The sequence below is a fragment of the Pseudoxanthomonas indica genome (assembly GCF_900167565.1).
Lineage (GTDB): Bacteria > Pseudomonadota > Gammaproteobacteria > Xanthomonadales > Xanthomonadaceae > Pseudoxanthomonas_A > Pseudoxanthomonas_A indica.
In genome coordinates this window covers 2,057,347-2,082,144 of record NZ_FUZV01000001.1, presented here as the reverse complement: position 1 = coordinate 2,082,144, position 24,798 = coordinate 2,057,347, and the positions used below count along the sequence as shown (strand labels likewise).

Sequence of the window (24,798 nt, the reverse complement as noted above, 5' to 3'; positions counted from 1 at the left end):
GCGCGGCCTCCGCGTCGGGTGCCTGTCAGCGAAACCCGCCTCGGCGCGGTTTCCAGACCTGTTTTTCGTAGCCATGCGCGGTCCCCCCGACCGTGCTGCCAAAGGTGGAAAGTGCGTAACTACGACCTCGAATTCCTCAAGCATTTCTCGATGGTGATCGGCTTCCTGGTGCTGGTCACCCTGGGCCTGATCGTCGGCGCGCACTTCCTGCACGGCTCGATTCCGCCGGAAGCCAACCCCAATGCGGTCAAGCAGACCGAAGCGCGCATCGCGCCGGCGGGCGCGGTCTATGCCGGTGAAACCGGTGCCGCGGCCCAGGCTGCCGCGCAGGCCGCCGCTGCTGCCGCCGCCGCTTCGCAGGTCGCCTATGGCGGCAGCACCGATGGCCAGGTGATCTTCGACAGCCTGTGTGGCGCCTGCCACAAGAACGGCACCGGTGGCGCTCCCACCCTGACCGCCGCTGGCATGGGCGCCCGCGCCGCCAAGGGCAAGGACACCCTGTACAAGCACGCCATCGAAGGCTTCACCGGCCCGGATGGCGGCATCATGCCCCCGAAGGGTGGCAACCCGGCGCTGACCGAAGAGCAGATCCACGCCACGGTCGACTGGATGCTGGACCACGCCAAGTAAGCGCGGACCCGCGTCGCGAAAAAAGCCGCCTTGTCAGGCGGCTTTTTTTTGGGGGGCCGACGGAGTAGCGAAGCCGAGGCCCCGACCATGCGCACGAAATCCGTCATCTCTAGCTCGTTACCATATGCGCCTGTCAATGCCGCATCGGACTCTGCATGCCCGCTCAACGCCTGACCCTTTTGTCCGCTGCGCTACTGGCCTTCTGCCTGCCTGACGCTTACGCCGCTGAACCCGCTGCCACGCCCGCAGGATCCGAGGTCGTCGAACTGTCCGCCCCGCCCCCCCACTGGCAAGCGCTCAAAGGCAAACGCGTGCGCATCGTCGTGCCGCTGACCGTCACCGGCACCGATCAGGCCGAACGCTTCGGCGAACTGACGGTCGCCTTTGACGGCCGCCTCTGGCAGCCCAGCGAGGTGGCCACCCCCGGCAGTGCCGCCTTCAAGCAGGTCGTCAGCGACAACGCCCGCCGCCGGCTGGTGCTCGACGATGGCAGCAATGAGCGGGATCCCAAGACCATCAGCTGGCTGGGCGATCAGGCGCTGCCGCGCGTGGGCGCGCAACTGCGCGGCGTCGAAGGCATCGTCGACGAACGCCATGGCAGCATCCGCCTGCAACTGACCCGGCCGCTGGAACTGCCGATGCTCAAGCGCGCCGGCGCGCCGCAGGTGCCCGGCACGCTCAAGATCGCCGCGTTCAATCTGGAGAACCTGTTCAACGGTGATGGTCACGGCGGCGGCTTCCCGACGCCGCGCGGCGCCAAGACGCCTGCTCTACTGCAGGCGCAGTTGGCCAAGCTGGTGGCCACGGTGCGCGGCCTGGACGCCGACGTCGCCGCATTGATGGAGCTGGAGAACGACGGCTATGGCGCAGAGTCGAGCCTGGCCCAGTTCGTCGCCGCATTGAATGCGCCGCGCGATGGCCAGCCTGCGCTGGACTGGAAATTCATCGATGCCGGCCAGGGTCCGGGCGGCGACACGATTCGGGTGGGCATCCTCTATCGCGCCTCACGCGTCGCCCCGCTGGGTGCGCCTGCGGTGCTGGAAGGCGGCCCGTTCGGTGATCGCAGCCGTGTCCCGCTGGCGCAGGCGTTCCGGCGCGGCAGCGGCAAGCCGTTCGTGCTGGTGGCCAACCACTTCAAGTCCAAGGGCTGCACCGAAGCCAGCGGCGCCGACGCCGATCAAGGTGATACCCAAGGTTGCTGGAATGCGCTGCGGCTGGATTCGGCACGGCGCCTGGATGCATGGTTGAAGCAGGACCCGACCGGCCAGGGCGGCGAGCGCACGATCCTGCTGGGCGACTTCAATGCCTATGCCATGGAAGATCCCGTGCGCTGGCTGCGTGATGCGGGCTGGCGTGATGCCTTTGCCGTCGCCAGGGTCCAGCAGCCTTACAGCTACGTCTACAACGGACAGAGTGGTCGCCTGGACCACGCCCTGCTCAGCGCCGGCATGGCCAAACGCCTGCGCGGCGCGGCCGAGTGGCACCTCAATGCCGATGAGCCGGACCGTGCCGGTTACGCCACCGGCGATGCCAGCCAGCCGTGGCGCAGCTCGGATCATGATCCGCTGTTGCTGGGGTTTGATCTGTAGGCCCCTCCCCCGCAGGCGGGGAAGGGAGCAAAGGCACCGCAGACCATTTGCGCGCCACTGCTACAATTTGCGCCTTCATCCGGTCCCTGCCGGATCATCCCCCGCTTCCGGCGTTCGCCGGGAACCCTCAGTTTTCCGGCATCCGCCGGATTGCCAGCCGCTTGCCAGGCCAGCCCATGACCAGCACCGCCGAACTGACTTCGCCGTCGTCCGCCAACACGCCCCAGATCGGCGTGCTCGACAACGACTACACCCTGGAACACAAGTACACCCGCACCGATGGGCGCATCTATCTGAGCGGTGTGCAGGCGCTGGTGCGTCTGCCGTTGATGCAGCGGCTGCGTGATCAGGCCGCCGGCTTGAATACCGCCGGCTTCATCAGCGGCTACCGCGGCTCGCCGCTGGGCGGCTTCGATCTGGAACTGTGGCGCGCGCGCAAGCATCTGGAAGCCGCGGCGGTGAAGTTCACCCCGGGCCTCAACGAGGATCTCGGCGCCACCATGGTCTGGGGTACCCAGCAGACCAACCTGTTCCCGGGCGCCAAGGTCGATGGCGTGTATTCGATGTGGTACGGCAAGGGTCCGGGCGTGGATCGCTGCGGCGACGTGTTCAAGCACGGCAACGCCGCCGGCACGTCGCGCCATGGCGGCGTGCTGGCGCTGGCGGCCGATGACCACGCCTGCCGCAGTTCGACCCTGCCGCATGGCTCGGAAGACGAATTCGTCAGCGCGATGATGCCGGTGCTCAATCCGGCCGGCGTACAGGACATCCTCGACCTGGGCCTGGTGGGCTGGGCGATGAGCCGCTACACCGGCCGCTGGGTGGGCTTCAAGACAATCGCGGAAACCGTTGAGTCATCGGCCTCGGTGGAGGTCAATCCGTTTGCGCGGCAGATCCTGTTGCCCGGCGATTTCGAACTGCCGGTGGGCGGGCTCAACATCCGCTGGCCGGATCCGCCGCTGGATCAGGAAATGCGCCTGCACCGCTATGCGGTGAAAGCCGCGCAGGCCTTCGCCCGCGCCAATGGCGTGGACAAGATCGTGCTGGACTCGCCGCGTGCGCGGCTGGGCATTGTCACCACCGGCAAAAGCTACCTGGACGTGTTGCAGGCGCTGGAATACCTGGGCCTGGACGAACGCGCCTGCGCCGACATCGGCATCCGCGTGTACAAGGTCGGCATGACCTGGCCGCTGGAGCCGATTGGCATCTCCGAGTTCGCCAGCGGCCTGGACGACATCGTGGTGGTGGAAGAGAAGCGCGCCTTCATCGAGCGGCAGATGAAGGAATACTTCTACAACTGGCCCGAGTCGCTGGGACGCCGTCCTTCGATCATCGGCAAGTACGACGAAGCCGGCGAGTGGATCCTGCCCTCCACCGGCGAACTGACCCCGGCCACCATCGCCGGCGTGATCGGCCGTCGCATCCAGCGCTTCTACAGCAACGAGTCGATCGAACAGCGCCTGCGCTGGATGGACGAGAAGGAAGCCGAACTGGCGCTGCCGCGCGCCAATTTCCCGCGCGTGCCGCATTACTGCAGCGGCTGCCCGCACAACACCTCCACGGTGGTGCCGGACGGTTCGCGCGCGCTCGGCGGCATCGGCTGCCACTACATGGTGACGTGGATGGATCGCGACACCGACACCTTCACCCACATGGGCGGCGAAGGCGTGACGTGGTCGGGCCAGGCGCCCTTCACCGAAACCCAGCACGTGTTCCAGAACCTGGGCGACGGCACGTTCTTCCATTCCGGTTCGCTGGCGGTGCGGCAGTCGATCGCCACCGGCGTCAACATCACCTACAAGATCCTCTACAACGACGCGGTGGCGATGACCGGCGGCCAGCCGGTCGACGGCACCCTGAGCGTGCCGCAGATCGCGCACATGATGCGTGCCGAAGGCGCCGACACCATCGTGGTGGTCAGCGACGATGTGTCGAAATGGAGCAAGCGCGAACTGTTCCCCGGCGGCGTGGAGTTCTTCGACCGCAAGCAGCTCGATGACGTGCAGAAGCAGTTGCGCACGGTCAAGGGCGTGTCGATCCTGATCTACGACCAGGTCTGCGCCACCGAGAAGCGTCGCCGTCGCAAGCGCGGCAAGATGGTCGATCCGGCCAAGCGGGTGATGGTCAACACGCTGGTCTGCGAAGGCTGCGGCGATTGCGGCGTGAAGAGCTTCTGCGTGTCGGTGCTGCCCAAGGAAACCGAGTTCGGCCGCAAGCGCGAGATTGATCAGTCCAACTGCAACAAGGACTTTTCCTGCGTCAACGGCTTCTGCCCGAGCTTCGTCACCGTGCACGGCGGTTCACCGCGCAAGGGCAAGAAAGCGAACGCAGCCGAACTACTCAACACGCTGCCGGCCCCGCAGGTACGCACGGATCTGAGCCAGCCCTGGAACATCCTGATTACCGGCGTCGGCGGCACCGGCGTGGTCACCATCGGTGCGTTGCTGGGCATGGCTGGCCACCTGGAAGGCAAGGGCGCGAGCGTGCTGGATCAGACCGGCCTGGCGCAGAAGGGCGGCGCGGTCACCACCCATATCCGCATCGCCCGCACGCCGGAAGACATCCACGCCATGCGCATTGCCGCCGGTGAGGCGGATCTGGTGCTGGGCTGCGACATGGTCGTGGTCAACGACTACTGGGCGCTGTCCAAGGTGCGCGGCGAGCGTTCGCACGTGGTGCTCAACACCTACGAAGCCATGCCCGGCACCTTCACCACCCATCCGGACATGCAGTTCCCGGCCACCGACATCATCGCCGGCGTGCGCGTGGCGCTGGGCGGCCGCGAGCCGATGCTGATTGACGCCACCCAGCTGGCCACCGCGCTGATGGGCGATGCGATTGCCGCCAACCTTTTCATCATGGGCTACGCCTGGCAGCAGGGCCTGGTGCCGATTTCCTTCGATGCGCTGATGCGTGCGGTGGAGTTGAATGGCGCGGCGATCGAGATGAACAAGACCGCCTTCGCCTGGGGTCGCCTGGCCGTGGTCAATCCGCAAGCCGTGCAGGAAGCCGCGGGCCTGATCCGCAATACCCAGACTGAAGCCGAACGCACCCCGCGCAACCTGCAGATCCTGCCGCCGGGCGAGTGGGAAAGCACCGAGTGGGGCGCCAACGCGGCGCCGCGCAACCCGGGCAGCGAAAGCGAACTGCGTGGCCTGCCCGAAGGCAACGGCGGCGACGGCGACGTGGCGTTCCTGCCGCTGGATGATCTGCGCCTGTCGCGATCGCTGGACGAATTGATCGCCCGCCGCGAGCGCTTCCTTACCGACTACCAGGACGCGGCGTATGCACGTCGCTATTCGGACCTGGTGGCGCGCGTGCGCGCGGCCGAGCAGCTCAAGGCGCCGGGTTCCACCGCGCTGACCGAAGCGGTGTCGCGCTACTTCTTCAAGCTCATGGCCTACAAGGACGAGTACGAAGTGGCGCGCCTGTACACCAGCGGCGAATTCCAGCGCCGCCTGCAGCAGCAGTTCGACGGTGACTACCAGGTGCACTTTCACCTGGCGCCGCCGTTGTTCGCCAAGAAGGATGCGCAGGGCCGCCTGCAGAAGAAGGAATACGGCCCCTGGATGTTCAAGGCCTTCGGCCTGCTGGCCAAGCTGCGCTTCCTGCGCGGTGGCCCGCTCGACGTGTTTGGCTACACCGCCGAGCGCAAGGGCGAGCGCCAGCTGATGGCCGATTACGAGCGCACCCTGGCGCAGTTGTTGAACGGCCTGGATGTCGACAAGCTCGGCCTGGCAGTGGAAATCGCCAGCATCCCCGAGCACATCCGCGGCTATGGTCACGTCAAGGAACAGCACCTGCACGCGGCCAAGCAGCGCGAAGCCGAATTGCTGGCGACCTGGAACAATCCGCGCGGCATCCGGATCGTGCAGTCGGCTTGAAGCTTCCGGGTTCGGACGGCGGCGCGATGGCGCCGCCGTCCAGCGTCAACTTCGCCGCATCGTCGCCAACGCCGCGCGCAGTGGCGGCTTGAGCGGCAGGGCGAACTTTCGATACAGCCACGTCAGCGCGCGCCGCTGCCGTGGCACGCGCCAGGCCATGCCCTCTTCGATGGCGTAGACGCAGGGCGCGCAGGCGCCGCAGGGTTGGCCGCGCCACGGGCGATGGCAGAACCAGGTCATGTGCATGTAGTCCGACCAGCCTTCGCGCGCGGCTTCGTCCTGCATCGCGCGCTTGTCGATGGCGAACAGGGGAAAGCTGAAGTAGCGGAACAGCGCGTACTCGGGTCGGTCTGCATGGCGAGCATCGACGCGGTAGCTGCGGTAGCAACCGGCTTGCTGGAAGTCGCTGACCATCGATGAGAGCAAGGCCTGCACCTTGTCGTCCACATGCACGCTCAGTTCGATGTCGTCCAGGCGCTGGCGTTTGCAGAATGCCGGCAGCCAGGCGTATTGATCGCCGATGTACGAACGGCGGCGCACCTCGCGCAAGGCCTGCTGCATGGCGGGATCGCGCGGAATATCGGCGACGAGGAAGCGGCGCAGCGGGCGCAGCAAGCCGCGAACGTGTTCGTGCTCGCGCCGCAGGGCGTCGGAAATCGCCTGGATGGTCGCCAGCTCGACGGCCGTGGACGCGCGCGTTGCGTCTTCCAGGTAATAAGGCACCACCGGCAGGCGATGCTTGAGCAACAAGCGCAGCACCTGGAAGGTGGAATCCCAACCACCGGTCCACAACACCGCCACCGCGCGGGGCGATGAATCGCGGAACAGTGGACTGTCCGCCTCCACGTGCATGTCGGACTGCATCATCGCCTCGTGCGCTTCATCCACGCATGCTAGCGCTCGACGTCGGCAAGGCCGTGCACGCCATCTCGGCGAACGTGAATACGCCTGCCACGTGCGCTGTTCTTCTTCAGCCTGTTGTCACCTTCGTGACCGCGATCGTGATCGGGTTCGCGCCTTTGGTCCGTTGACCGCAGGTTCAATGCAGGAAAAGTGAACCCGTCACGCGTGTGAAGCTTGCTTGTGCACATTCTGCTCACATGCGCGGCAACCATCATCCGGGCTCAAGCGACGCGCATGCCGTGCTGTGCGTGCTTGTCCTCGAATAAAGAAGCCACGAATAGGAAATCCTCATGCTGCAAGAAACTGCACCGATGACGCGGGACGCGTTCTGGCGCTTTGCCGATGAGGCCAAGGAGGCCACCGAAGCCCTGGCCGCCCAGAAAATGGGCGTGCTTGAACAACTCCCCATCGATGCACTGCGCCAGGTGTGCGTGCAGTATCGATTCTTCACCATCGACTACATCAGCGATCTGGCCTTGCTGGTGGCGCGCCTGCCGTTTGGCGGCCTGCGCAGTCTGCTTGGACAAATCCTCGCCGAAGAACTGGGCGAAGGCGATCCGGGCAAGGCGCATCCCACCGTCTACGATCGCTTTCTCTCGACCATCGGCGTGGACGAGGAACAGTGGCGGCATGCGCTGCCCACCAACGAGCGCATCCTCAAGGGCCTGACCCGTGACATGGCCGCCAATCCCATCGCCTACGGCGTGGGCCTGCGTGGGATGGGCGGTGAATGCCTCTGCCAGACGTACTTGTCGGTGATGTTCGAGCACATGAAGAACAACCCGTACTTCCTCGAGCATGCCGACAGCATCGACTGGGAGTTCTGGACCATCCACACCGGCGAGGAAGACATCATCCACGGCGAGCTGACCCGCAAGGCCATCGATGACTACCTGCAGGAAGATCCCAGCGTGTTGCCGGAACTGGCCAAGGGTTACTCGCGCAGCATCACCGCCTGGAACCTGTTCTGGCAGAACATCTTCGAAGCCTGCGTGCCACCGCTGCGCGTGGCCTCGTGAGGAACCGGCGATGAGCGCGGTCAACAAGTTCCACCTGGCCTTTCCCGTGCGCGACCTCGACGAGGCGCGCCGATTCTATGGCGACGTGATCGGTTGCCCGCAGGGGCGCAGCGACGTCAATTATCAGGACTTCGACTTTTTCGGCCACCATCTGGTCGCGCATATCGCCGACCAGACCCAGGCGTTGCACGACAGCAGGTTCGATGGCGAAGCCGTGCCGGTGCCGCACTTCGGCATGAACCTGGATCGCGTGTCCTGGGAACAGCTGGCCGCGCGCCTGACCCGCGCGCAAGTGGATTTCGCCGAACCGCCGCACCTGCGTTTGAAGGGCAAGCCGGGCCAGCACGTCACGATGTTCCTGTTTGATCCTTCCGGCAATGCGCTGGAGTTCAAGTCGTTCGACGATCCCGAACAGACCTTCATTCCCTGACGCCCGCCGCAAGATGACGGGCGCCCTCAGCGTGGCGCCAGGATCTCGCTCAGGTGATCGTGGCTTTGGGCGATGCGTTGCAGATGCGGATAACGCAGGCCGCCCTGGTAGTCGAGGCGCAGGCTGCTGTACTGCTCACCCTGCCGCAGGATCAGTTCGATCGGTTGTCCGGCTCCCTTGGCCGTGGTGATGGCGCGCTTGAGCCGCTCGGCGCTGTAGGCCAGTCCGTTGACGGCCAGCACCTGCATGTCCTTGACGATGCCGGCCTGGTACGCCGCTGAGTCCCAGAGGGTTTCGGCCACCTTGCCGTCGCCGTCGATGCGCAGTCCGATCGAGTAGCGGAAATCGTCGTAGCCGCCGGCGCTTTCGGCGTCTTCGATCGCCGCATTCGGAGTGTCGTTGTAGATCAGCGTCCAGCCACTGCGCTCCAGGCCATCCAGCGGCGCCTGCTTGCCCAGTCCGCTCAGGCGCGCTTGCAGGAAACCACGCCAGTCGTCGTGTTGCACGTTGTCCAGGGTATTCACCACCGCCTCCTGGTCATACGTGGACACCGGCGCCTGCGCGCTGGCGCCGGCATGGAAGCGCTGTGCGAAATCGTCCAGCGTGCGCCGGCCGCCACTGAGCTCGCGCATGCGTGCGTCGACCGCCAGCCACAGCAGCGAGCCTTCGGTGTAGAAGTCGTAGCCGCGCTGCCAGCTGCCCCAGGCCTGCGGCGCATCGTTGAAATCGACGATGCCCTGGTGGACGGTGTCGCCCAGATCGCGCCAGTCACGGCCGGGCTGCGTGGCTGCGGTGGCCAGCGTGTTGGCCAGCACCTCGCGCGCCTGCTCCTGCGTCCACAGCCCGGAGCGCGCCGCCAGCACCACCGCCCAGTACTGGGTCTGGCCTTCGTAGACCCACAGCAGCGAGTTGTCGGCGGGCACGTTGTAGTGAGGCGCCCAGGTGCCGACCGGACGGCGGAACTTGCCACTCCACGCATGCACGTATTCGTGCGGCAGCAGATCGTTGTCGATGAAGGCTGCGCTGCCGAGCAGATAGTCGGCGTAGGTGCCGTTCTCGCTGGACTGGCGATGCTCCAGGCCGATGCCGCTGAAGCTGTCGGACACCGCCAGCAGGAAGTCGTAATGGGCGAAGGGACGCGGACCGAACACGTGATCCGCTTGCGTCACCAGCGCGCGATGCGCCTGGATCATCGCCGGCGTGGCCTGCAGTTGTTCGGCGGTATCGGCCATCGCGTTCAGGCGTACCGGCGTCCTGCCCTCGTCCAGCGGGAAGCTGCGGAAATGCTGGCCGGCGTAGAGCGGCGAATCCACCAGCGTCATCAGATCCGTCGGTGCGAAGCGCAGCAGGCCGCCGGCATTGCCGGCGGCTTCCAGCGCCGTGGCATGCTGCCAGCCGGACGGCAGGCGCAGGCTCGCGGCGATGCGGATGCCACGCGCGTCCACGCCGGCCGGATACAGCAGCACGCGGTGCCATTGCAGCGAGAGCATGCGCGCCGTCATCGCCACCCGGCCTTGATCGCTGGCGGTGGGCGAGAGGTAGTCGAACGCAATTTCCAGCTTGCTCACGCCTGCGGGCACGTCGAGCTGGAACGCATACATGTCGCCGGGATCGCGGCGCCAGGCGATGGGCCGATCGTTGCCGCGGATGACCAGGCCGGCGATCTGATTGATCGGGCCGGTCGGCGCGTGGTTGCCGGGAATCCATTTCGGATACCACAGCGTCAACCGCCCGGGCTGCACGGGCAGGATTTCGCGCACGCGCTGGATGCGCCGGGTGACGTCGCTGGCGTCGACGTCCAGGGTGATCACACCGGGGTAGGTGTCGGCCAGCGATGGCACGACGACCTGCTGTGGCGATTGCGCCAGCGCATGCGGCGAGACGATCAGGGCGGCGAGAAAAAGGAGCCTGGCGAGTCGGGTCATGCGATGGATTGTCCGTGGCAGTGCAGGGAGTGGCGCGTGCGAATGGGATCGCCTGTCCTTGTGGTGACGAAGGAATGGGCGGGATCCCGTCTTCGCCTTGCCCTCACCCCAACCCTCTCCCGCAAGCGGGAGAGGGAGCAGATGGCGCAGCGGGAGCAGATGGCACCGTGGTTCTCCTTCTCCCGCAAGCGGGAGAAGGTGCCCGCAGGGCGGATGAGGGCGCTCTTCGCCTCACACCTTGCGCCAGACCAGGCAGCGGTTGTTGGCGGGCATGGCCACGTCATCGATCAGCAGCAGGCCCTGCTCATGGGCCAAGGCATCGACGGCTTCGAAGTCGCGGATGGCCGATTGCGGATCGCGCGCTTTCAACCACGCATCGAACTCGCGGTTGCTGTCGCTGCTGTAGCGGCCTTCGTAGTTGAAAGGACCGTACACCACCAGCGAGCCGCGCGCGGAAAGGTGCTGGCCGACCCCGCGGAAGAATGCCTGCACGCTGTCCCAGCCCATGATGTGCAGGCTGTTGGCGCTGAACATCGCGTGGTAGCGCTGCTCCGGCCACGGGCCATCCACATCCAGCATGATCGGCGGCGGCGTGTTGGGCAGCATCGCCTCTTCCAGCCATTGGCGAATGCCGGGCAGATTCTCTTCACGATCCGAGCATTGCCAGGTCAGCCACGACATCTTCAGCGCGAAGTACACCGCATGCTGGCCAGTGCCGCTGCCGATCTCCAGCACGCTGGCCACTTCGGCAAAGTGGTGCCGCAATACCGCCAGAATCGGATCGCGGTTGCGATCACAGCTGGGCGCGTGCGGCTTGTCGTCCATCATGCCGGCGACGATTCCCGCCAGCGCACATAGATGCGCTTGCTGGTGCCGCCGTCGCCACCGCGCTCTTCCATTTCGAAGTGCTGGCGATCCTGCTTGAGCAGATCGCTCAGCTTCTTCTGTCCGTACAGGCGCGGATCGAAGTTCGGCCGCACCTTGACCAGGTAACTGCCGACACTGCCGAGGAACGCCCAGCCCTGATCGTCGGATGCTTCCTCGATCGCCTGGCGAATCAGCCGCAGCGGCAGGTTGTCATTGCGCGCCGGTTCGGCCGCGGGCGTGGCGGTCGGCTCGGCGATTGGCGCAGCGGATTTCTTCGCCGCCGGCTTGGCGGTCTTTTTGGTTGCCTTGGCCGGTGCCTTGGCGGGCGGCATCGTCGGTGGCGGCGCTTCGCTGCGCAGCACCTCGGTGTAGACGAACTTGTTGCAGGCCTGCACAAAAGCGTCCGGTGTCTTCTGCTCGCCAAAGCCATAGACGGTCATGCCGCCTTCGCGCAAGCGCTGCGCCAGGCGGGTGAAGTCGCTGTCGCTGGAGACCAGGCAGAAGCCATCGAAGCGCTGCGTGTACAGCAGGTCCATCGCATCGATGATCAGCGAACTGTCGGTGGCGTTCTTGCCACTGGTGTAGGCGAACTGCTGCACCGGCGCGATGGAGTGCCTGAGCAGTGCCGCCTTCCACTGGGTCATGCGGGTGCTGGTGAAGTCGCCGTAGATGCGCTTGACGCTCAGCTCGCCGTACTTGGCGATCTCGGAGAGCAGGCCTTCGATGACCGACGGTTGCGCGTTGTCGGCGTCGATCAACACCGCCAGGCGATCCTCGTTGTCGGTACGTGCGGAGTTCTTGGACTTCATCGTGGGCGGATCCGCTGCGCTTGCTGCAAGCACTTGCCGCCGACTATGCCCGCGCGGCCGTGACGCCGCAATCGCCCCGGGCCGGCATGGCCGGCCGGGACACGCCACGGAGACGCGCGTCTCCGTGGCGTGCGAGGGTCACCAGATCTTGACCCGATCCTTGGGTTCCAGATGCAGCTTCTCGCCGGCCTTGGACGGGAAGGCGTCGTACCAGGCATCCAGGTTGCGCACGGTCTGCGCGCGGAAACGGCCCGGTGCATGGCCGTCGCCAATCACCTGCGCGCGCAGCGCCGCATCGCGGGTCTTTTCGCGCCAGGCCTGCGCAAAGGCCAGGAAGAAGCGCTGATCACCGGTCAAGCCGTCAATCACCGGCGCCGGCTTGCCGCCCAGCGACTTCTTGTAGGCCACGTAAGCCGCCTGCAGGCCGGCGACGTCGGCGATGTTCTCGCCCAGCGTCTGTTCGCCCTTGACGTGCAGACCGGGCAGCGCCTCGTAGGCGTCGTACTGTGCGATCAGGCGATCCCCGGCGGCCTTGAAGTGCTCGGCATCTTCCTTGGTCCACCAGTTGGCCAGGCGCCCCTGATCGTCGAAGTCCGCGCCGGTGTTGTCGAAGCCGTGGCTGACCTCGTGGCCAATCACCGCGCCGATGGCGCCGTAGTTGGCGGCCGGGTCGGCCTTGGGATCGAAGAACGGCGCTTCCAGGATTGCGGCCGGGAAGTTCATCGCGTTCTGCAGCGGCAGCTGCACGGCGTTGACCTGCTGCGCCAGCAACCACCATTCACCGCGATCCGGCGCCTGGCCCAGCTTGGCCAGCTGGTGGCGGTATTCGTGCTCTTCGGCGCGCAGGCGATTGCCCAATGCGTCGTCGGCCTTGATCTCCAGCTTGCCGTAGTCGCGCCAGGTGTCCGGATAACCCACGCTCACGCGCATGGTGGCGGCCTTGGCTTTGGCCTTTTCCTTGGTGGCCGGGGTCATCCATTCCAGCTTGTCGACGCCTTCGCGGAACGCGGCCAGGATGTTGCCGACCATGTCTTCCACCTGCGCCTTGGACGAGGCCGGGAAGTACTGCTTCACATACAGCTGGCCGACCGCATCGCCGAGCGCGGCATCGGTGGCGCTGAGCGCGCGCTTCCAGCGATCACGTTGCTTGGGCGTGCCGTTGAGGGTCTTGCCGTAGAAATCGAACGACAGATCCGCATAGGCCTTGGGCAACAACGCGGCGCTGTGATCGATCGCGCGCAGGCGCAGGTAATCCTTCCAGGTCTGCAGCGGCTGGCTGGCGACCAACGCCGAGAGCTTGCTGATTGCTTCGGGCTGCCAGGCATAGAGGGTCTTCTCCTGGCTCAGACCGGCGCCTTCGAAGAACGCGGTCCAATCGATGCCCGGCGCCTGCTTGGCGTAGGCGGCGGTTTCCCATTGCTTGGGCAGGCGCACGTTCTGGCTGTCGACGATGCTGGCCTGGGCCTGGGCGATCTTCATTTCCAGATCCATGATCGCCTTGGCCTGCTTGACCGCATCGGCCTCGGCCGTGCCGGCCTGCTGCAGCAGCTTGGCCATGTAGGTCTGGTACTGGTCGCGATACGCGGCCATCTCCTTGTCCTTGGACAGGTAGTACTCGCGATCCGGCATGCCCAGGCCGCCCTGCATCAGGTAGCCCACGTTGTGCGAGGGATCCACCAGGCCCTGGGCGACAAAAAGACCGAACAGGTTTTCGGTGGCGTAGTTGGTGGCGTTGAGCGGATCAGTATCCGAGCGCACGCTGGCGCCCAGGTAGCGCGACAGATCCGCCGGCGTGGCGATGGCGGCGATCGCATCGAGCTTGGGCTGCAACGGCGCCAGGCCGCGCTGTTCGATGCCGGCCTCGTCGAGGAAGGCGGTGTAGTAGTCGGCGATCTTGCGTTCGTTGCTGCCGGCCGCGGCATTGCCCTTGGCCAGGCCCTGCACCAGTTCGGCCTCGCGCTTCTCTGCGGTCTGGAACACCTGCAGGAAGATGCCCGTGCTGGCGCGGTCATCCGGAATCTGGGTATTGCGGCGCCAGGTGCCATTGGCGTATTCGTCGAAGTCGTCGCCCGGAGCGACGGCCTTGTCGATGCCGGCCAGGTCGACACCTGCGTTCGGCGCGGCGGCCGGGGCGGTGGCGCTGGCCTGCGGCGCGTCGGCCGCCGGCTCGGGGCTGCGGTTACAGGCGGTGATGGCGCAAATGGCGGCGCTGAGCAGGAGCCAACGGGGTGCTTGCATGGACGGGCCTCGGTACTGCGGGAAAAGTCCCGCACGATACGCCTGCCTGTAGCCCGGACGTCATGTGCTTGAGGTCATCCCCCGCCCTTCAGCAAGCTCAAGGCGCCGGTATCAGTCCGGCACCGGCAGGCTCAGGGTTTCCTTGACCTCTTCCATCACGATGTAGCTCTTGGATTCGCGCACATGCGGCAGGGTCAGCAAGGTGCTGCCCAGCAGCTTGCGATACGAGGCCATCTCCGAGATGCGCGCCTTGATCAGGTAGTCGAAGTCGCCTGAGACCAGGTGGCATTCCAATACGTTGGGCAGGCGCAGGGCCGCGCGGCGGAACTCCTCGAAGATGTCGCCGGACTTGTAGGACAGGCTGATCTCCACGAACACCAGCAGGTTGGCCTTGAGGAACTGCGGGTCCAGGCGGGCGTAGTAGCCGGTGATCACGCCCTCGCGCTCGAGCCGGCGCACGCGCTCGGTGCAGGGGGTGGTGGACAGGCCGACCCGTTCGCCCAGTTCGGTGAAGGAAATCCGACCCTCTTCCTGCAGCACGCGCAGGATGTTGCGGTCGATCTTGTCGAGCTCGCGGCGGCGGCTGTTCATGGGCGTCTCCGGGAACGAATGTGTTTTTGGGGATTTCCCCCAAGTCTGCCTGATAAAACGGAAAAACTCCCTACTTGACCGTCTCTATACTCGCCGAACTCCGGAGCCCGGGCATCCAGCCCAGGGAAATGTCTCGGAGGCTTCTCGGAAACCTTTCGGAGCGGTCATGCGGGTACTGGTATTGGGCAGTGGCGTCATTGGCGTGACCAGCGCGTGGTATCTGGCGCGCGCCGGCTTTGAAGTGACGGTGATCGATCGCCAGGCCGGTCCGGCCGACGAAACCAGCTTTGCCAATGCCGGCCAGATTTCGCCTGGCTATGCCTCTCCCTGGGCCGCGCCCGGCGTGCCGTTGAAGGCATTGAAGTGGCTGTTCTCCAAGCACGCGCCGCTGGCCATCAGGCCCGGCCTGGATCCCAACCAGTACCTGTGGCTGGCGCAGATGCTGCGCAACTGCACCCAGGACCGCTACGCGATCAACAAGGCGCGGATGGTGCGGCTGTCCGAGTACAGCCGCGACAGCCTGGACGAACTGCGCAAGGAAACCGGCATCGACTACGAAGGTCGCCAGCTCGGTACCACCCAGCTGTTCCGCACCCAGTCGCAGCTCGATGGCGCGGCCAAGGACATCGCCGTGCTGCAGGAATACGGGGTGCCGTTCGAATTGCTGGACCGCGCCGGGATCGCCCGCGTCGAGCCCGCGCTGGCCAGCGTCTCGGACAAGCTGGTGGGCGCGTTGCGCCTGCCGAACGACCAGACCGGCGACTGCAACCTGTTCACCCGTCGGCTGGCGTCGATGGCCGCCGCGGCCGGTGTGGAGTTCCGCTACGGCCAGGATGTGCAGGCGCTGGAGACGCAGAACGGCCGCATCAGCGGCGCGATCATCAACGGTCGCCGCGAAACCGCCGACCGCTACGTGCTGGCGCTGGGCAGCTACACCCCCAAGCTGCTGGCGCCGCTGGGCATCCGCCTGCCGGTGTATCCGCTCAAGGGATACTCGCTGACCCTGCCGATCACGGACGCGGCAATGGCCCCCACCTCGACCATCCTGGACGAGAGCTACAAGGTCGCCATTACCCGCTTCGACCATCGCATCCGCGTGGGCGGCATGGCCGAAGTGGCCGGCTACGATCTGTCGCTGCCGGCGCGGCGCCGCGCCACCCTGGAAAAGGTGGTGGGTGGTCTGTATCCGCGCGGCGGTGATCTGGCGCGCGCCGAATTCTGGACCGGGCTGCGTCCGGCCACGCCCGACGGCACGCCGGTGGTGGGTGCGACCGGGCTGTCCAATCTCTTCCTCAATACCGGTCATGGCACACTGGGCTGGACCATGGCGTGTGGCTCCGGCCGCTACCTGGCCGACCAGATGGCCTCGCGCATGCCGCAAATCAGCGGCGAAGGCCTGGATATTTCCCGCTACGGCGCGCGCCGCCGCGGCCATGACCCACTGCCCGAACCATGCGCCCAGCCCGCGCGCTGATCGATCTTCCTGCGCTGCGCCACAACTATCGGCTCGCCCGGCAACTGGCCGGCGGCCGCGCCCTGGCCGTGGTCAAAGCCGATGCCTACGGGCACGGCGCCGTGCGTTGCGCGCAGGCGCTGGGGGCTGACGCTGCCGATGGCTTTGCGGTGGCCTGTTTGGAAGAAGCCCTCGCCCTGCGCGACGGCGGTATCCGCGCGCCGATCCTGTTGCTGGAAGGTTTCTTCGAAGCCGCCGAGCTGCCGCTGATCGCGCAACACAATCTGTGGTGCGTGGTGCACTCGCACTGGCAGATCGACGCGCTCGAACGCACGCCGCTGCCGCGACCGTTGCGGGTATGGCTGAAGCTGGATTCGGGCATGCACCGGGTCGGCCTGTCGCCCGCCGACTATCGCGCCGGCTGGGAACGACTGGTCGCGTTGCCGCAGGTGGACTCGCTGGTGGCGATGACCCACTTCGCCCGCGCCGATGAGTTGGACAGCGCGCGCACCGACGAGCAGGCGCAGGCCTTCATCGCCACGGTCGCCGGTTTGCCCGGCGAACACAGCGTCAGCAATTCGCCCGGCTTGCTGGGCTGGCCGACGCTGCGCAACGACTGGGGCCGCGCCGGCCTGATGCTGTATGGCGCCACGCCGTTCAACACCGTGCAGGCGCAGGCCAGCCAGCTGCAGCCGGTGATGACGCTGGAGTCGAAGATCATCAGCGTGCGCGAGCTCGCCGCGGGTGAGCCGATTGGCTACGGCGGCAGCTTCGTCACCGATCGCCCCACCCGCGTGGGCGTGGTCGCGCTGGGCTACGCCGATGGCTACCCGCAGTTCGCCCCCACCGGCACCCCCGTCAGCATCGATGGCCAGGCCAGCCGGCTGATCGGCCGCGTGTCGATGGACATGCTCACCGTGGATCTGACCGACCTGCCTGCGGCCGGCCTGGGCAGCCAGGTGGAACTGTGGGGCCGGCAGGTGCCGGTGACCGAAGTCGCCCGGCATCTCAATGGCAGCGCGTACTCGCTGCTGTGTGGTCTGAAGCGCGCGCCGCGGGTGTACGTGGAGTGATCCAGAGGCGATTCCCTTACCAATGAGCCGGCTTGTCAATCGGCTCCTTTCGTGTAGGAACACGTTGGGAGAGTTGGCAGGAGTTGCGGGCATGAAAAAACCGCCTTGCGGCGGTTTTTTCGTCCCAGGCCGTTGGGCCAACCTAATGGCGACGACGAGGGCGGAGTGGTGTTGCAGATTGGACCAGTCGCTGGCGGGCTCGTCAACTTACAAATGAGTGGGCGCCCTCTTGCCGTCTGAGCTTGGCGTGCCCGACCGAAAGGCTCATTGCGGCGGTACGATGCAGGCTCCCGTCAGCGAGGAAGCTGCCATGTCCCTGATCCGCTTCAGCGTGTTGCCCCTGATCGCGGTGCTTGCCGCCTGTGCATCCACCCCGCCCGAGTCGTCGCCGGGCGCCGTCACCGGCGGCAACCAGCCGGCGCGTCCCGGCACCGGCAAATGCAATGCGGACGCCGTGCAATGGGCGATTGGACAACCGAACAACCAGGCCAACTTTGATCGCATCTGGAAGGAAAGCGGCGCCGGCCTGGTCCGTCCCATCTCGCCGAACCAGGCGGTGACCATGGACTACCGCGAGGACCGGGTGAACATCCACCTGGACGCGGCGAACAAGATCGTCCGCATCAGCTGCGGCTGACGGCTATCGACTGACACGTCATGGCACGCCTGCGAACGTCGGCGTGCTGGGGTTGATGGGCAAGCGTGCGCGCGTCGGCTATGGCTGCCTGGACTTCGTGCGGGCGCTCGCGGACGGCTTCGTCGCAGACTTCTTCGCCGCGGGGCGATGCGCTCGCGTCAGGAATCGCAGCGCCGCCGCCTCCCACTGGCGTGCCCCACGCGCGCCCTCGGCGTCGCGTTGCAGCTGCCCGCTCTGCCAACCGTCGAAGACCGCCGGGTCGATGTAGGACTTGCGGCACACCGCCGGCGTATTGCCCAGCACTTCCGCCGCCTCGCAGGCCACCGCCTTCTGCACCTGCGCGATGGCGCGCTGGCTCAACCGCTCCGGCAGCGGCGTCGCCGCCAGTTGCTGGAACGCGGCCAGGGTGCCGCCCCAGGTGCGGAAGTCTTTGGCGGTGAAATCTTCGCCCATGGCCGCGCGCAGGTAGTCGTTGACCTCGCCCGAGTCGACCGGGCACAGCGCGCCCTCGTCATCGCGATACTGGAACAGCGCCTGGCCCGGCAGCTGCTGGCAGGCGCGCACCAGTTTGACCAGGCGCTGGTCGTCCACTTCGATGTCGTGTTCCTGGCCGCCCTTGCCGCGGAAGTGCAGGCGCACCCGGCCCCCACTGACGAACTCGGCATGCCGGTTGCGCAGAGTGGTCAGGCCAAAGGAGCGGTTGCTGCGGGCGTACTCGGCACTGCCGATGCGCACCAGCGTGGTGGCCATCAGCGCCACCACGATCGCCAGCACCTTGTCGCGCGGGAAGCCCGGCAGGGCCAGGTCGGCGCGCAGCCGCCGGCGCAGCCGCGGCAGCGCGCGACCGAAGGCGACGATGCGGCCGAACTTGCCGTCGCCGCGCAGTTGCGTCCATTGCGCGTGGTAGCGGTACTGCTTGCGCCGCCGGGCGTCGCGGCCGGTGGCCTGCAGGTGCCCGCGCGGGCGCGCGCAGATCCACACATCGGTGTAGGCCGGGGGAATGGCCAATGCGCGGATCCGCGCCAACGTATCGCGGTCACGGACCACCTGCCCGGCCGCATCGCGATAAGCAAACCCACGGCCCGCGCGTCGGCGCTGGATGCCGGGATCGGCATCACTGACATAGACCAGGCCCGCAGCGCGCGCCTCTTGCTCGGCCATAGGCATGTCTTTGTCTTCTTGTCGGCTGCTGGACATCGCCGGATTCTCACGAACCCGCCGGTTAACGACATGCGAATGTCGCGTCGGCGATGCTTGCTCCATTCACCTTCGTCCAGGAGCCTGCATGTTTCGTCCCGCCCTCCCCGCCTTGTTGATCTGCCTGAGCGTGGCTGCCTGCTCGGCGCCCGCACCGGACGAACAGACGGCCGCCACCGAACAGTCGCAGGCCGCCGCCGCCGAGGTGGCACAAGCGCCGGCGCCCACCGAAGCCGCCGCCACGCCGGCCGCCGTACCGGAAGGCAGCTGCGATGACACCCAGGCGCAATGGGTCATCGGCAAGGCGGCGACGCCGGCCGAACTGGAACAGGCCGGCAAGGACGCCAACGCCGCCAACGTGCGCAGTCTCAAGCCGGGCGAAGCCGCGACGATGGATTTCAATCCCAATCGCCTGAACATCGATCTGGACGAAAAGGGCGTGGTCACCGCCGTTCGCTGCGGCTGATCCCCACCCACGCGATCGACTCCCTCGCGGCCTGGCCGTGCGCGTCCTAGAATGCGCACGGCCCTTTCGGGCCCACGCTGGAGCGGCGCATGCATCACCTCATCCGGTTGTCCGCTGGCGTGGTGGCTTTGCTGCTGGCCAGTTGCAGCTCCAGCCCGCCTCCGCGAGCCGCGAGCAGCGCGCGGCCACCGGCTTCCGCGCCGCAGCCACCCCGCTGCAATACCGTGCCCGCGCAGTTCGCCGTCGGCCAGCCCGTCAATGCCGCGCTGCTGGAAAAGGCCCGCGCCGCCGCGCAGGCCGATCTGGCCCGCGCCGTGCGCAACGATCAGGTGATCACCCAGGAATTCCGTGCCGGCCGATTGAATCTGCATCTGGATGCCAATGGGCGTGTCACCCGGGTCAGCTGTGGCTGAGCAGCCAACACGCGCGCACAACGATCGTCTCGCTTGCAGACCAAAGAAACGCCACTGAAAAGTTGCGACTGCAACTAAACACGCATCAGTCGGAAGCCGGTTGCGGCACCGCAACAACTGTGCTCTATTCGGGGTTCCGGTGACATTTTGAAGTGCCGCTGCGTGGGCAGGGCACGGTGTCGCCGTCAGTACGATTCAGAGGCAAGAGAGATGGCCCCTCGCAGTCGCCAAGGGCTTTACGACCCGAACGACGAACGCGACGCATGCGGCTTCGGCATGATCGCGCAACTGGACGATCAACCTTCGCGTGCGCTCGTGGACACCGCTATCGCGGCGCTTTCGCGCATGACCCATCGTGGCGGCGTCGCCGCCGATGGTTTGACCGGTGACGGCTGCGGCCTGCTGATTCGAAAACCCGAACCCTTCCTGCGCACGCTCGCGCAGGAAGCCGGCATCAGCATCGGCGCGCGCTTTGCCGCCGGCCTGGTGTTCCTGCCACACGAGGCGGCGGATGCCGCGCGATGTCGCGAGACTCTCGAAGCCGAACTGACCCGCGCCGGCGCCATCGTCCGCGGCTGGCGCGTGCCGCCGACCGATGACAGCGTCTGCGGCCAGTTGGCCCGCGACACCTTGCCGCGCATCGAACAGGTCTTTGTCGATGCCGGCGACAAGCAAGACGATGATCGCTTCAACCTGACGCTGTTCCTGGCCCGTCGTCGTGCCGAACAAGCCTTGCGCCAGAGCCAGCCGGACTTCTACGTGGTCAGCCTGGCCGTGCATGCGATCGGCTACAAGGGCATGGTGCTGCCGGACAAGCTGCCGATCTTCTTCCCGGATCTGCAGCGCAGCGATCTGGCCAGCAGCGCGGTGGTGTTCCACCAGCGCTTTTCCACCAACACCCTGCCGCGTTGGCCGCTGGCGCATCCGTTCCGCTTGCTGGCGCACAACGGCGAAATCAACACGATTGAAGGCAACCGCCGCTGGGCACAGTCGCGCAGCAAGGTCTGGAAGACGCCGCGCTTCGACATCGCCGAATTCGATCCGGTGATCTCCATGCACGGCTCGGATTCGCAGAGCCTGGACAACATGCTGGAGCTGCTGGTGGCGGGCGGCATGGATCTGCTGCAGGCGCTGCGCATCCTGGTGCCGCCGGCGACCCAGTCGTTGGAGTTCAAGGACGCCGATCTCGCGGCTTTCTACGAGTACTACGGCTTGAATACCGAGCCGTGGGATGGCCCCGCCGGCATCGTCGCCTGCGACGGCCGCTATGCCGCCTGCATGCTGGATCGCAATGGCCTGCGCCCGGCGCGCTGGATGCTCACCAGTGATCGTCACTTCCTGGTCGCCTCCGAAGCCGGCGTGTGGGAAGTGCCGGCCGAGCGCGTCAGCCGCAAGGGCAAGTTGGGCCCGGGCGAGATGATGGCCATTGATCTCAAGCGTGGCGATCTTCTCGACAGCGAGGCGGTGGATCGGATCAACCGTGGCCGCGCGCCCTACAAGCAGTGGCTGCACCAGGGCGTGACCTACCTGCAGACCGAGTTGATCGATCCGTCGCTGACCGATGCGCCGTTCGATGAAAAGACCCTGCGCGGCTTCCACAAGCTGTTCCAGCTGACCAGCGAGGAAGTGGAACAGGTGTTGCGCCCGCTGGCCGAGACCGAGCAGGAAGCCACCGGCTCGATGGGCGATGACACGCCGATGGCGGTGCTGAGCCGGCAGACGCGTCCGCTCTACGACTACTTCCGCCAGGCGTTTGCGCAGGTGACCAATCCGCCGCTGGATCCGCTGCGCGAAGACTGCGTCATGTCGCTGGCCACCCAGCTGGGCCGGGAGACCAACATCTTCCACGCCGGCCCGGAGACGGTGAACCACGTCATCCTCAACTCGCCGGTGCTCAGCCAGCGCAAGCTGCGCCAGCTGTTGAAGATGGCGCCGTACGATCAGAAGCATCGCTACATCGATCTGTCCTACAGCATCGAGGAAGGCCTGAAGGCGGCGATTGAACGCATCTGCGCCGAAGTCGAAGCCGCCGCCCGCGATGGTCAGGTGATGGTGGTGCTCAGTGATCGCCGCCCGCAACAGGGCCGGCCGATGGTGCATGCGCTGATGGCCACCGGCGCGGTGCATCACCACCTGTGCCGCGAAGGCCTGCGCTGCGACGTCAACCTGATCATCGAAACCGGCACCGCCCGCGATGCGCACCATATCGCCTGCCTGATCGGTTACGGCGCCACCGCGGTCTATCCCTACCTGGCCTATCAGACCCTGTTCGATCTGGGCCGGCGCAACATCCTGCACCTGAAGAAGGGCGGCGAGCAGACCCAGATCGGCCGCAGCTACCGAAAGGGTATCTACAAGGGTCTGTCCAAGATCATCTCCAAGATGGGCATCTGCACCATCAGCAGCTATCGCGGTGCGCAGCTGTTTGAAATCGTCGGCCTGGAGCCGGACGTGGTGGAGTTGTGCTTTGCCGAAACGCCGGCGCGCATCGGCGGCGTGGGTTTCGAGCGGCTGGATCGCGAGGCACGCGAGCTCGACGCACGCGCCTGGGATGATGGCCAGAGCCAGGAAGTAGGCGGCCTGCTCAAGTACGTGCATGGCGGCGAATACCACATGTACAACCCGGACGTGGTCATGACGCTGCAGCGCGCCACCCGCACCGGCGACAGCCGTGACTGGCAGGCGTATGCGGATTCGGTGAACTCGCGTCCACCTTCGGCCTTGCGCGATCTGTTGCAGCTCAAGCGCGCGGAAACGCCGACGCCGCTGGACGAAGTCGCCGATGCCAGCGATCTGCTGCGCCGTTTCGACACCGCCGCGATCAGCCTGGGCGCTCTTTCTCCGGAAGCGCACGAAGCGCTGGCCATCGCGATGAACCGCCTCGGCGGCCGCAGCAACTCCGGCGAAGGTGGCGAGGATCCGGTGCGCTACGGCACCGAGAAGCGCAGCAAGATCAAGCAGGTCGCCTCGGGCCGTTTCGGCGTGACCCCGGAATACCTGGTCAATGCCGAAGTGCTGCAGATCAAGGTCGCGCAGGGCGCCAAGCCCGGCGAAGGCGGCCAGCTGCCCGGCCACAAAGTCAATGAACTGATCGCCCGCCTGCGCTATGCGCGTCCGGGCATCGGTCTGATTTCGCCACCGCCGCACCACGACATCTATTCGATCGAGGATCTGGCCCAGCTGATCTACGACCTCAAGCAGGTCAATCCGCAGGCGCTGGTGTCGGTCAAGCTGGTCTCGCATGCCGGCGTCGGCACGATTGCTGCCGGCGTGGTCAAGGCCGGGGCGGATCTGATCACCATCTCCGGCCATGACGGCGGCACCGGCGCCAGCCCGGTCAGTTCGATCCGCTATGCCGGCGTGCCGTGGGAACTGGGCGTGGCCGAGGCGCACCAGGCGCTGGTGTTCAACCAGCTGCGCGAGCGCACCGTGTTGCAGATCGACGGTGGCCTGAAGACCGGCCTGGACGTGGTCAAGGCGGCGCTGCTGGGTGCGGACAGTTTCGGCTTCGGCACCGGCCCGATGATCGTGCTGGGCTGCAAGTACCTGCGCATCTGCCACCTCAACAACTGCGCCACCGGCGTGGCCACCCAGGACGAACGCCTGCGCTCGCAGTACTTCACCGGCCTGCCGGAGCGGGTGGAGAACTTCTTCCGCCTGCTCAGCGAGGAAGTGCGCCAGTGGTTGTCGTACCTCGGCGCGCGTTCGCTGGATGAAATCGTCGGCCGCACTGAACTGCTGGAACAGATCACCACCTCGCCGCGTGCCGGCGTCAACGTCGATCTGTCGCGGCTGTTGCAGGGTGCGCATGTGGACAACAGCAGCTGCGCGGCGCAACGCCTGTACGAATCACCTGACAGCTTGGCCACCCAGCTCGATGGCCTGCTGGCCGAGCCGATCCGCAACAAGAGCGGCGGCGAGCATCGTTTCCTGATCCACAACACTGATCGCTCGATCGGTACGCGCCTGTCTGGCGCCATCGCCCGCACCCACGGCAACCAGGGCATGGCCGATGCGCCGCTCAACCTGCGCTTCCGTGGCACCGCCGGCCAGAGCTTTGGCGCGTTCAACGCCGGTGGCCTGCTGATGGAACTGGAAGGCGAAGCCAACGACTACGTCGGCAAGGGCATGGCCGGCGGCCGGCTGGTGGTACGTCCGCCGCGCGGCGCGCGCTTCGAGGCGCGCAACACGCCGATCATCGGCAACACCTGCCTGTACGGCGCCACCGGTGGCGAGCTGTTTGCCGCCGGTCGCGCCGGCGAACGTTTCGCGGTGCGCAACTCCGGCGCGCTGGCGGTCATCGAAGGCGCGGGCGATCACTGTTGCGAGTACATGACCGACGGCATCGTGATGGTGCTGGGCCGGGTCGGCCTGAATTTCGGTGCCGGCTTCACCGGTGGCCTGGCCTACGTGCTGGATCTGGATCGCGATTTCGTCGACCGCTACAACCACGAACTGATCGACATCCATCGCATTTCGCCGGAAGGCTTCGAGAGCCATCGCCAGCATCTGCACAAGTTGATCCAGCGTCATCGCGAACTGACCGGCAGCATCTGGGCGCAGCAGATCCTCGACGAGTTCCGCGACTACGTCGGCAAGTTCTGGCTGGTGAAGCCGAAGGCAGCCAGTCTGGAATCGCTGACGGATTCGCTGCGGCGCGCGGCGTAAGGGGCA

General features: G+C 66.3%; 18 protein-coding genes. 11 read left to right on the top strand and 7 right to left on the bottom strand.

Going from position 1 to position 24,798, the window contains the following annotated elements; all coding sequences use genetic code 11:
- Positions 1-111: 111 nt before the first annotated feature.
- The 3 genes from B5X78_RS09590 (at position 112) to B5X78_RS09580 (ending at position 6,103) form a co-directional block, all read left to right on the top strand.
- Positions 112-630: a c-type cytochrome gene (locus B5X78_RS09590; RefSeq protein WP_079724174.1), complete on the top strand. Its 519-nt coding sequence runs from the start codon at positions 112-114 to the stop codon at positions 628-630.
- Positions 631-785: 155 nt separating this feature from the next.
- Positions 786-2,219 (top strand): ExeM/NucH family extracellular endonuclease, encoded by a 1,434-nt coding sequence (locus tag B5X78_RS09585; protein ID WP_079724173.1) that lies wholly within the window; start codon positions 786-788, stop codon positions 2,217-2,219.
- A 176-nt stretch (positions 2,220-2,395) separates the two neighbouring features.
- Complete coding sequence (locus tag B5X78_RS09580) at positions 2,396-6,103, top strand: indolepyruvate ferredoxin oxidoreductase family protein (RefSeq protein WP_079724172.1); 3,708 nt, start codon at positions 2,396-2,398, stop codon at positions 6,101-6,103.
- Between the two features lie 45 nt (positions 6,104-6,148).
- Here B5X78_RS09580 and B5X78_RS09575 read toward each other — a convergent pair whose 3' ends face one another.
- Complete coding sequence (locus tag B5X78_RS09575) at positions 6,149-6,991, bottom strand: hypothetical protein (RefSeq protein ID WP_079724171.1); 843 nt, start codon at positions 6,989-6,991, stop codon at positions 6,149-6,151.
- 305 nt (positions 6,992-7,296) lie between these two features.
- Between B5X78_RS09575 and B5X78_RS09570 the strand changes: the two genes are divergently transcribed.
- Both B5X78_RS09570 and B5X78_RS09565 read left to right on the top strand, forming a co-directional pair.
- Positions 7,297-8,025, top strand: a complete 729-nt coding sequence (locus B5X78_RS09570; RefSeq protein ID WP_079724170.1) for an iron-containing redox enzyme family protein — start codon at positions 7,297-7,299, stop codon at positions 8,023-8,025.
- A 10-nt stretch (positions 8,026-8,035) separates the two neighbouring features.
- The gene (locus B5X78_RS09565; protein WP_079724169.1) at positions 8,036-8,455 is read left to right on the top strand and encodes a VOC family protein; all 420 of its coding nucleotides are present in this window, start codon (positions 8,036-8,038) and stop codon (positions 8,453-8,455) included.
- 26 nt (positions 8,456-8,481) lie between these two features.
- On the opposite strand, the gene B5X78_RS09560 is transcribed toward B5X78_RS09565, so the two are convergent.
- From B5X78_RS09560 to B5X78_RS09540, 5 genes are all read right to left on the bottom strand, one after another.
- On the bottom strand, positions 8,482-10,380 hold the full coding sequence (locus B5X78_RS09560; protein ID WP_079724168.1) for a M61 family metallopeptidase: 1,899 nt from the start codon (positions 10,378-10,380) through the stop codon (positions 8,482-8,484).
- A 231-nt stretch (positions 10,381-10,611) separates the two neighbouring features.
- On the bottom strand, positions 10,612-11,205 hold the full coding sequence (locus B5X78_RS09555) for a DUF938 domain-containing protein (RefSeq protein ID WP_079724167.1): 594 nt from the start codon (positions 11,203-11,205) through the stop codon (positions 10,612-10,614).
- Positions 11,205-12,056 (bottom strand): NYN domain-containing protein, encoded by an 852-nt coding sequence (locus B5X78_RS09550; protein ID WP_079724166.1) that lies wholly within the window; start codon positions 12,054-12,056, stop codon positions 11,205-11,207. Before B5X78_RS09550 ends, B5X78_RS09555 begins: the two co-directional genes overlap by 1 nt.
- Before the next feature lie 138 nt (positions 12,057-12,194).
- Positions 12,195-14,294 (bottom strand): M13 family metallopeptidase, encoded by a 2,100-nt coding sequence (locus tag B5X78_RS09545; protein ID WP_079724165.1) that lies wholly within the window; start codon positions 14,292-14,294, stop codon positions 12,195-12,197.
- Between the two features lie 111 nt (positions 14,295-14,405).
- Positions 14,406-14,885: a winged helix-turn-helix transcriptional regulator gene (locus B5X78_RS09540; RefSeq protein ID WP_079724164.1), complete on the bottom strand. Its 480-nt coding sequence runs from the start codon at positions 14,883-14,885 to the stop codon at positions 14,406-14,408.
- Positions 14,886-15,051: 166 nt separating this feature from the next.
- Between B5X78_RS09540 and B5X78_RS09535 the strand changes: the two genes are divergently transcribed.
- The 3 genes from B5X78_RS09535 to B5X78_RS09525 all read left to right on the top strand — a co-directional run bounded on the left by B5X78_RS09535 (position 15,052) and on the right by B5X78_RS09525 (position 18,048).
- Complete coding sequence (locus B5X78_RS09535) at positions 15,052-16,359, top strand: D-amino acid dehydrogenase (protein WP_079724163.1); 1,308 nt, start codon at positions 15,052-15,054, stop codon at positions 16,357-16,359.
- Positions 16,338-17,411, top strand: coding sequence for an alanine racemase (alr, locus tag B5X78_RS09530; RefSeq protein WP_079724162.1), 1,074 nt, complete (start codon positions 16,338-16,340; stop codon positions 17,409-17,411). Before B5X78_RS09535 ends, alr begins: the two co-directional genes overlap by 22 nt.
- 310 nt (positions 17,412-17,721) lie before the next feature.
- On the top strand, positions 17,722-18,048 hold the full coding sequence (locus B5X78_RS09525; protein ID WP_079724493.1) for an I78 family peptidase inhibitor: 327 nt from the start codon (positions 17,722-17,724) through the stop codon (positions 18,046-18,048).
- Between the two features lie 78 nt (positions 18,049-18,126).
- Here the strand turns inward: B5X78_RS09525 and B5X78_RS09520 are convergent, their stop codons facing one another.
- Positions 18,127-19,245 carry a DNA topoisomerase IB gene (locus B5X78_RS09520; protein ID WP_229730896.1) on the bottom strand — a complete coding sequence of 373 codons (1,119 nt, stop codon included), beginning with the start codon at positions 19,243-19,245 and terminating at the stop codon, positions 18,127-18,129.
- An 88-nt stretch (positions 19,246-19,333) separates the two neighbouring features.
- Between B5X78_RS09520 and B5X78_RS09515 the strand changes: the two genes are divergently transcribed.
- The 3 genes from B5X78_RS09515 (at position 19,334) to gltB (ending at position 24,792) form a co-directional block, all read left to right on the top strand.
- The gene (locus B5X78_RS09515; protein WP_079724160.1) at positions 19,334-19,711 is read left to right on the top strand and encodes an I78 family peptidase inhibitor; all 378 of its coding nucleotides are present in this window, start codon (positions 19,334-19,336) and stop codon (positions 19,709-19,711) included.
- Between the two features lie 89 nt (positions 19,712-19,800).
- On the top strand, positions 19,801-20,124 hold the full coding sequence (locus tag B5X78_RS09510) for an I78 family peptidase inhibitor (RefSeq protein ID WP_079724159.1): 324 nt from the start codon (positions 19,801-19,803) through the stop codon (positions 20,122-20,124).
- A gap of 210 nt (positions 20,125-20,334) precedes the next feature.
- Positions 20,335-24,792 carry a glutamate synthase large subunit gene (gltB, locus tag B5X78_RS09505; RefSeq protein ID WP_079724158.1) on the top strand — a complete coding sequence of 1,486 codons (4,458 nt, stop codon included), beginning with the start codon at positions 20,335-20,337 and terminating at the stop codon, positions 24,790-24,792.
- Positions 24,793-24,798 lie beyond the last annotated feature (6 nt).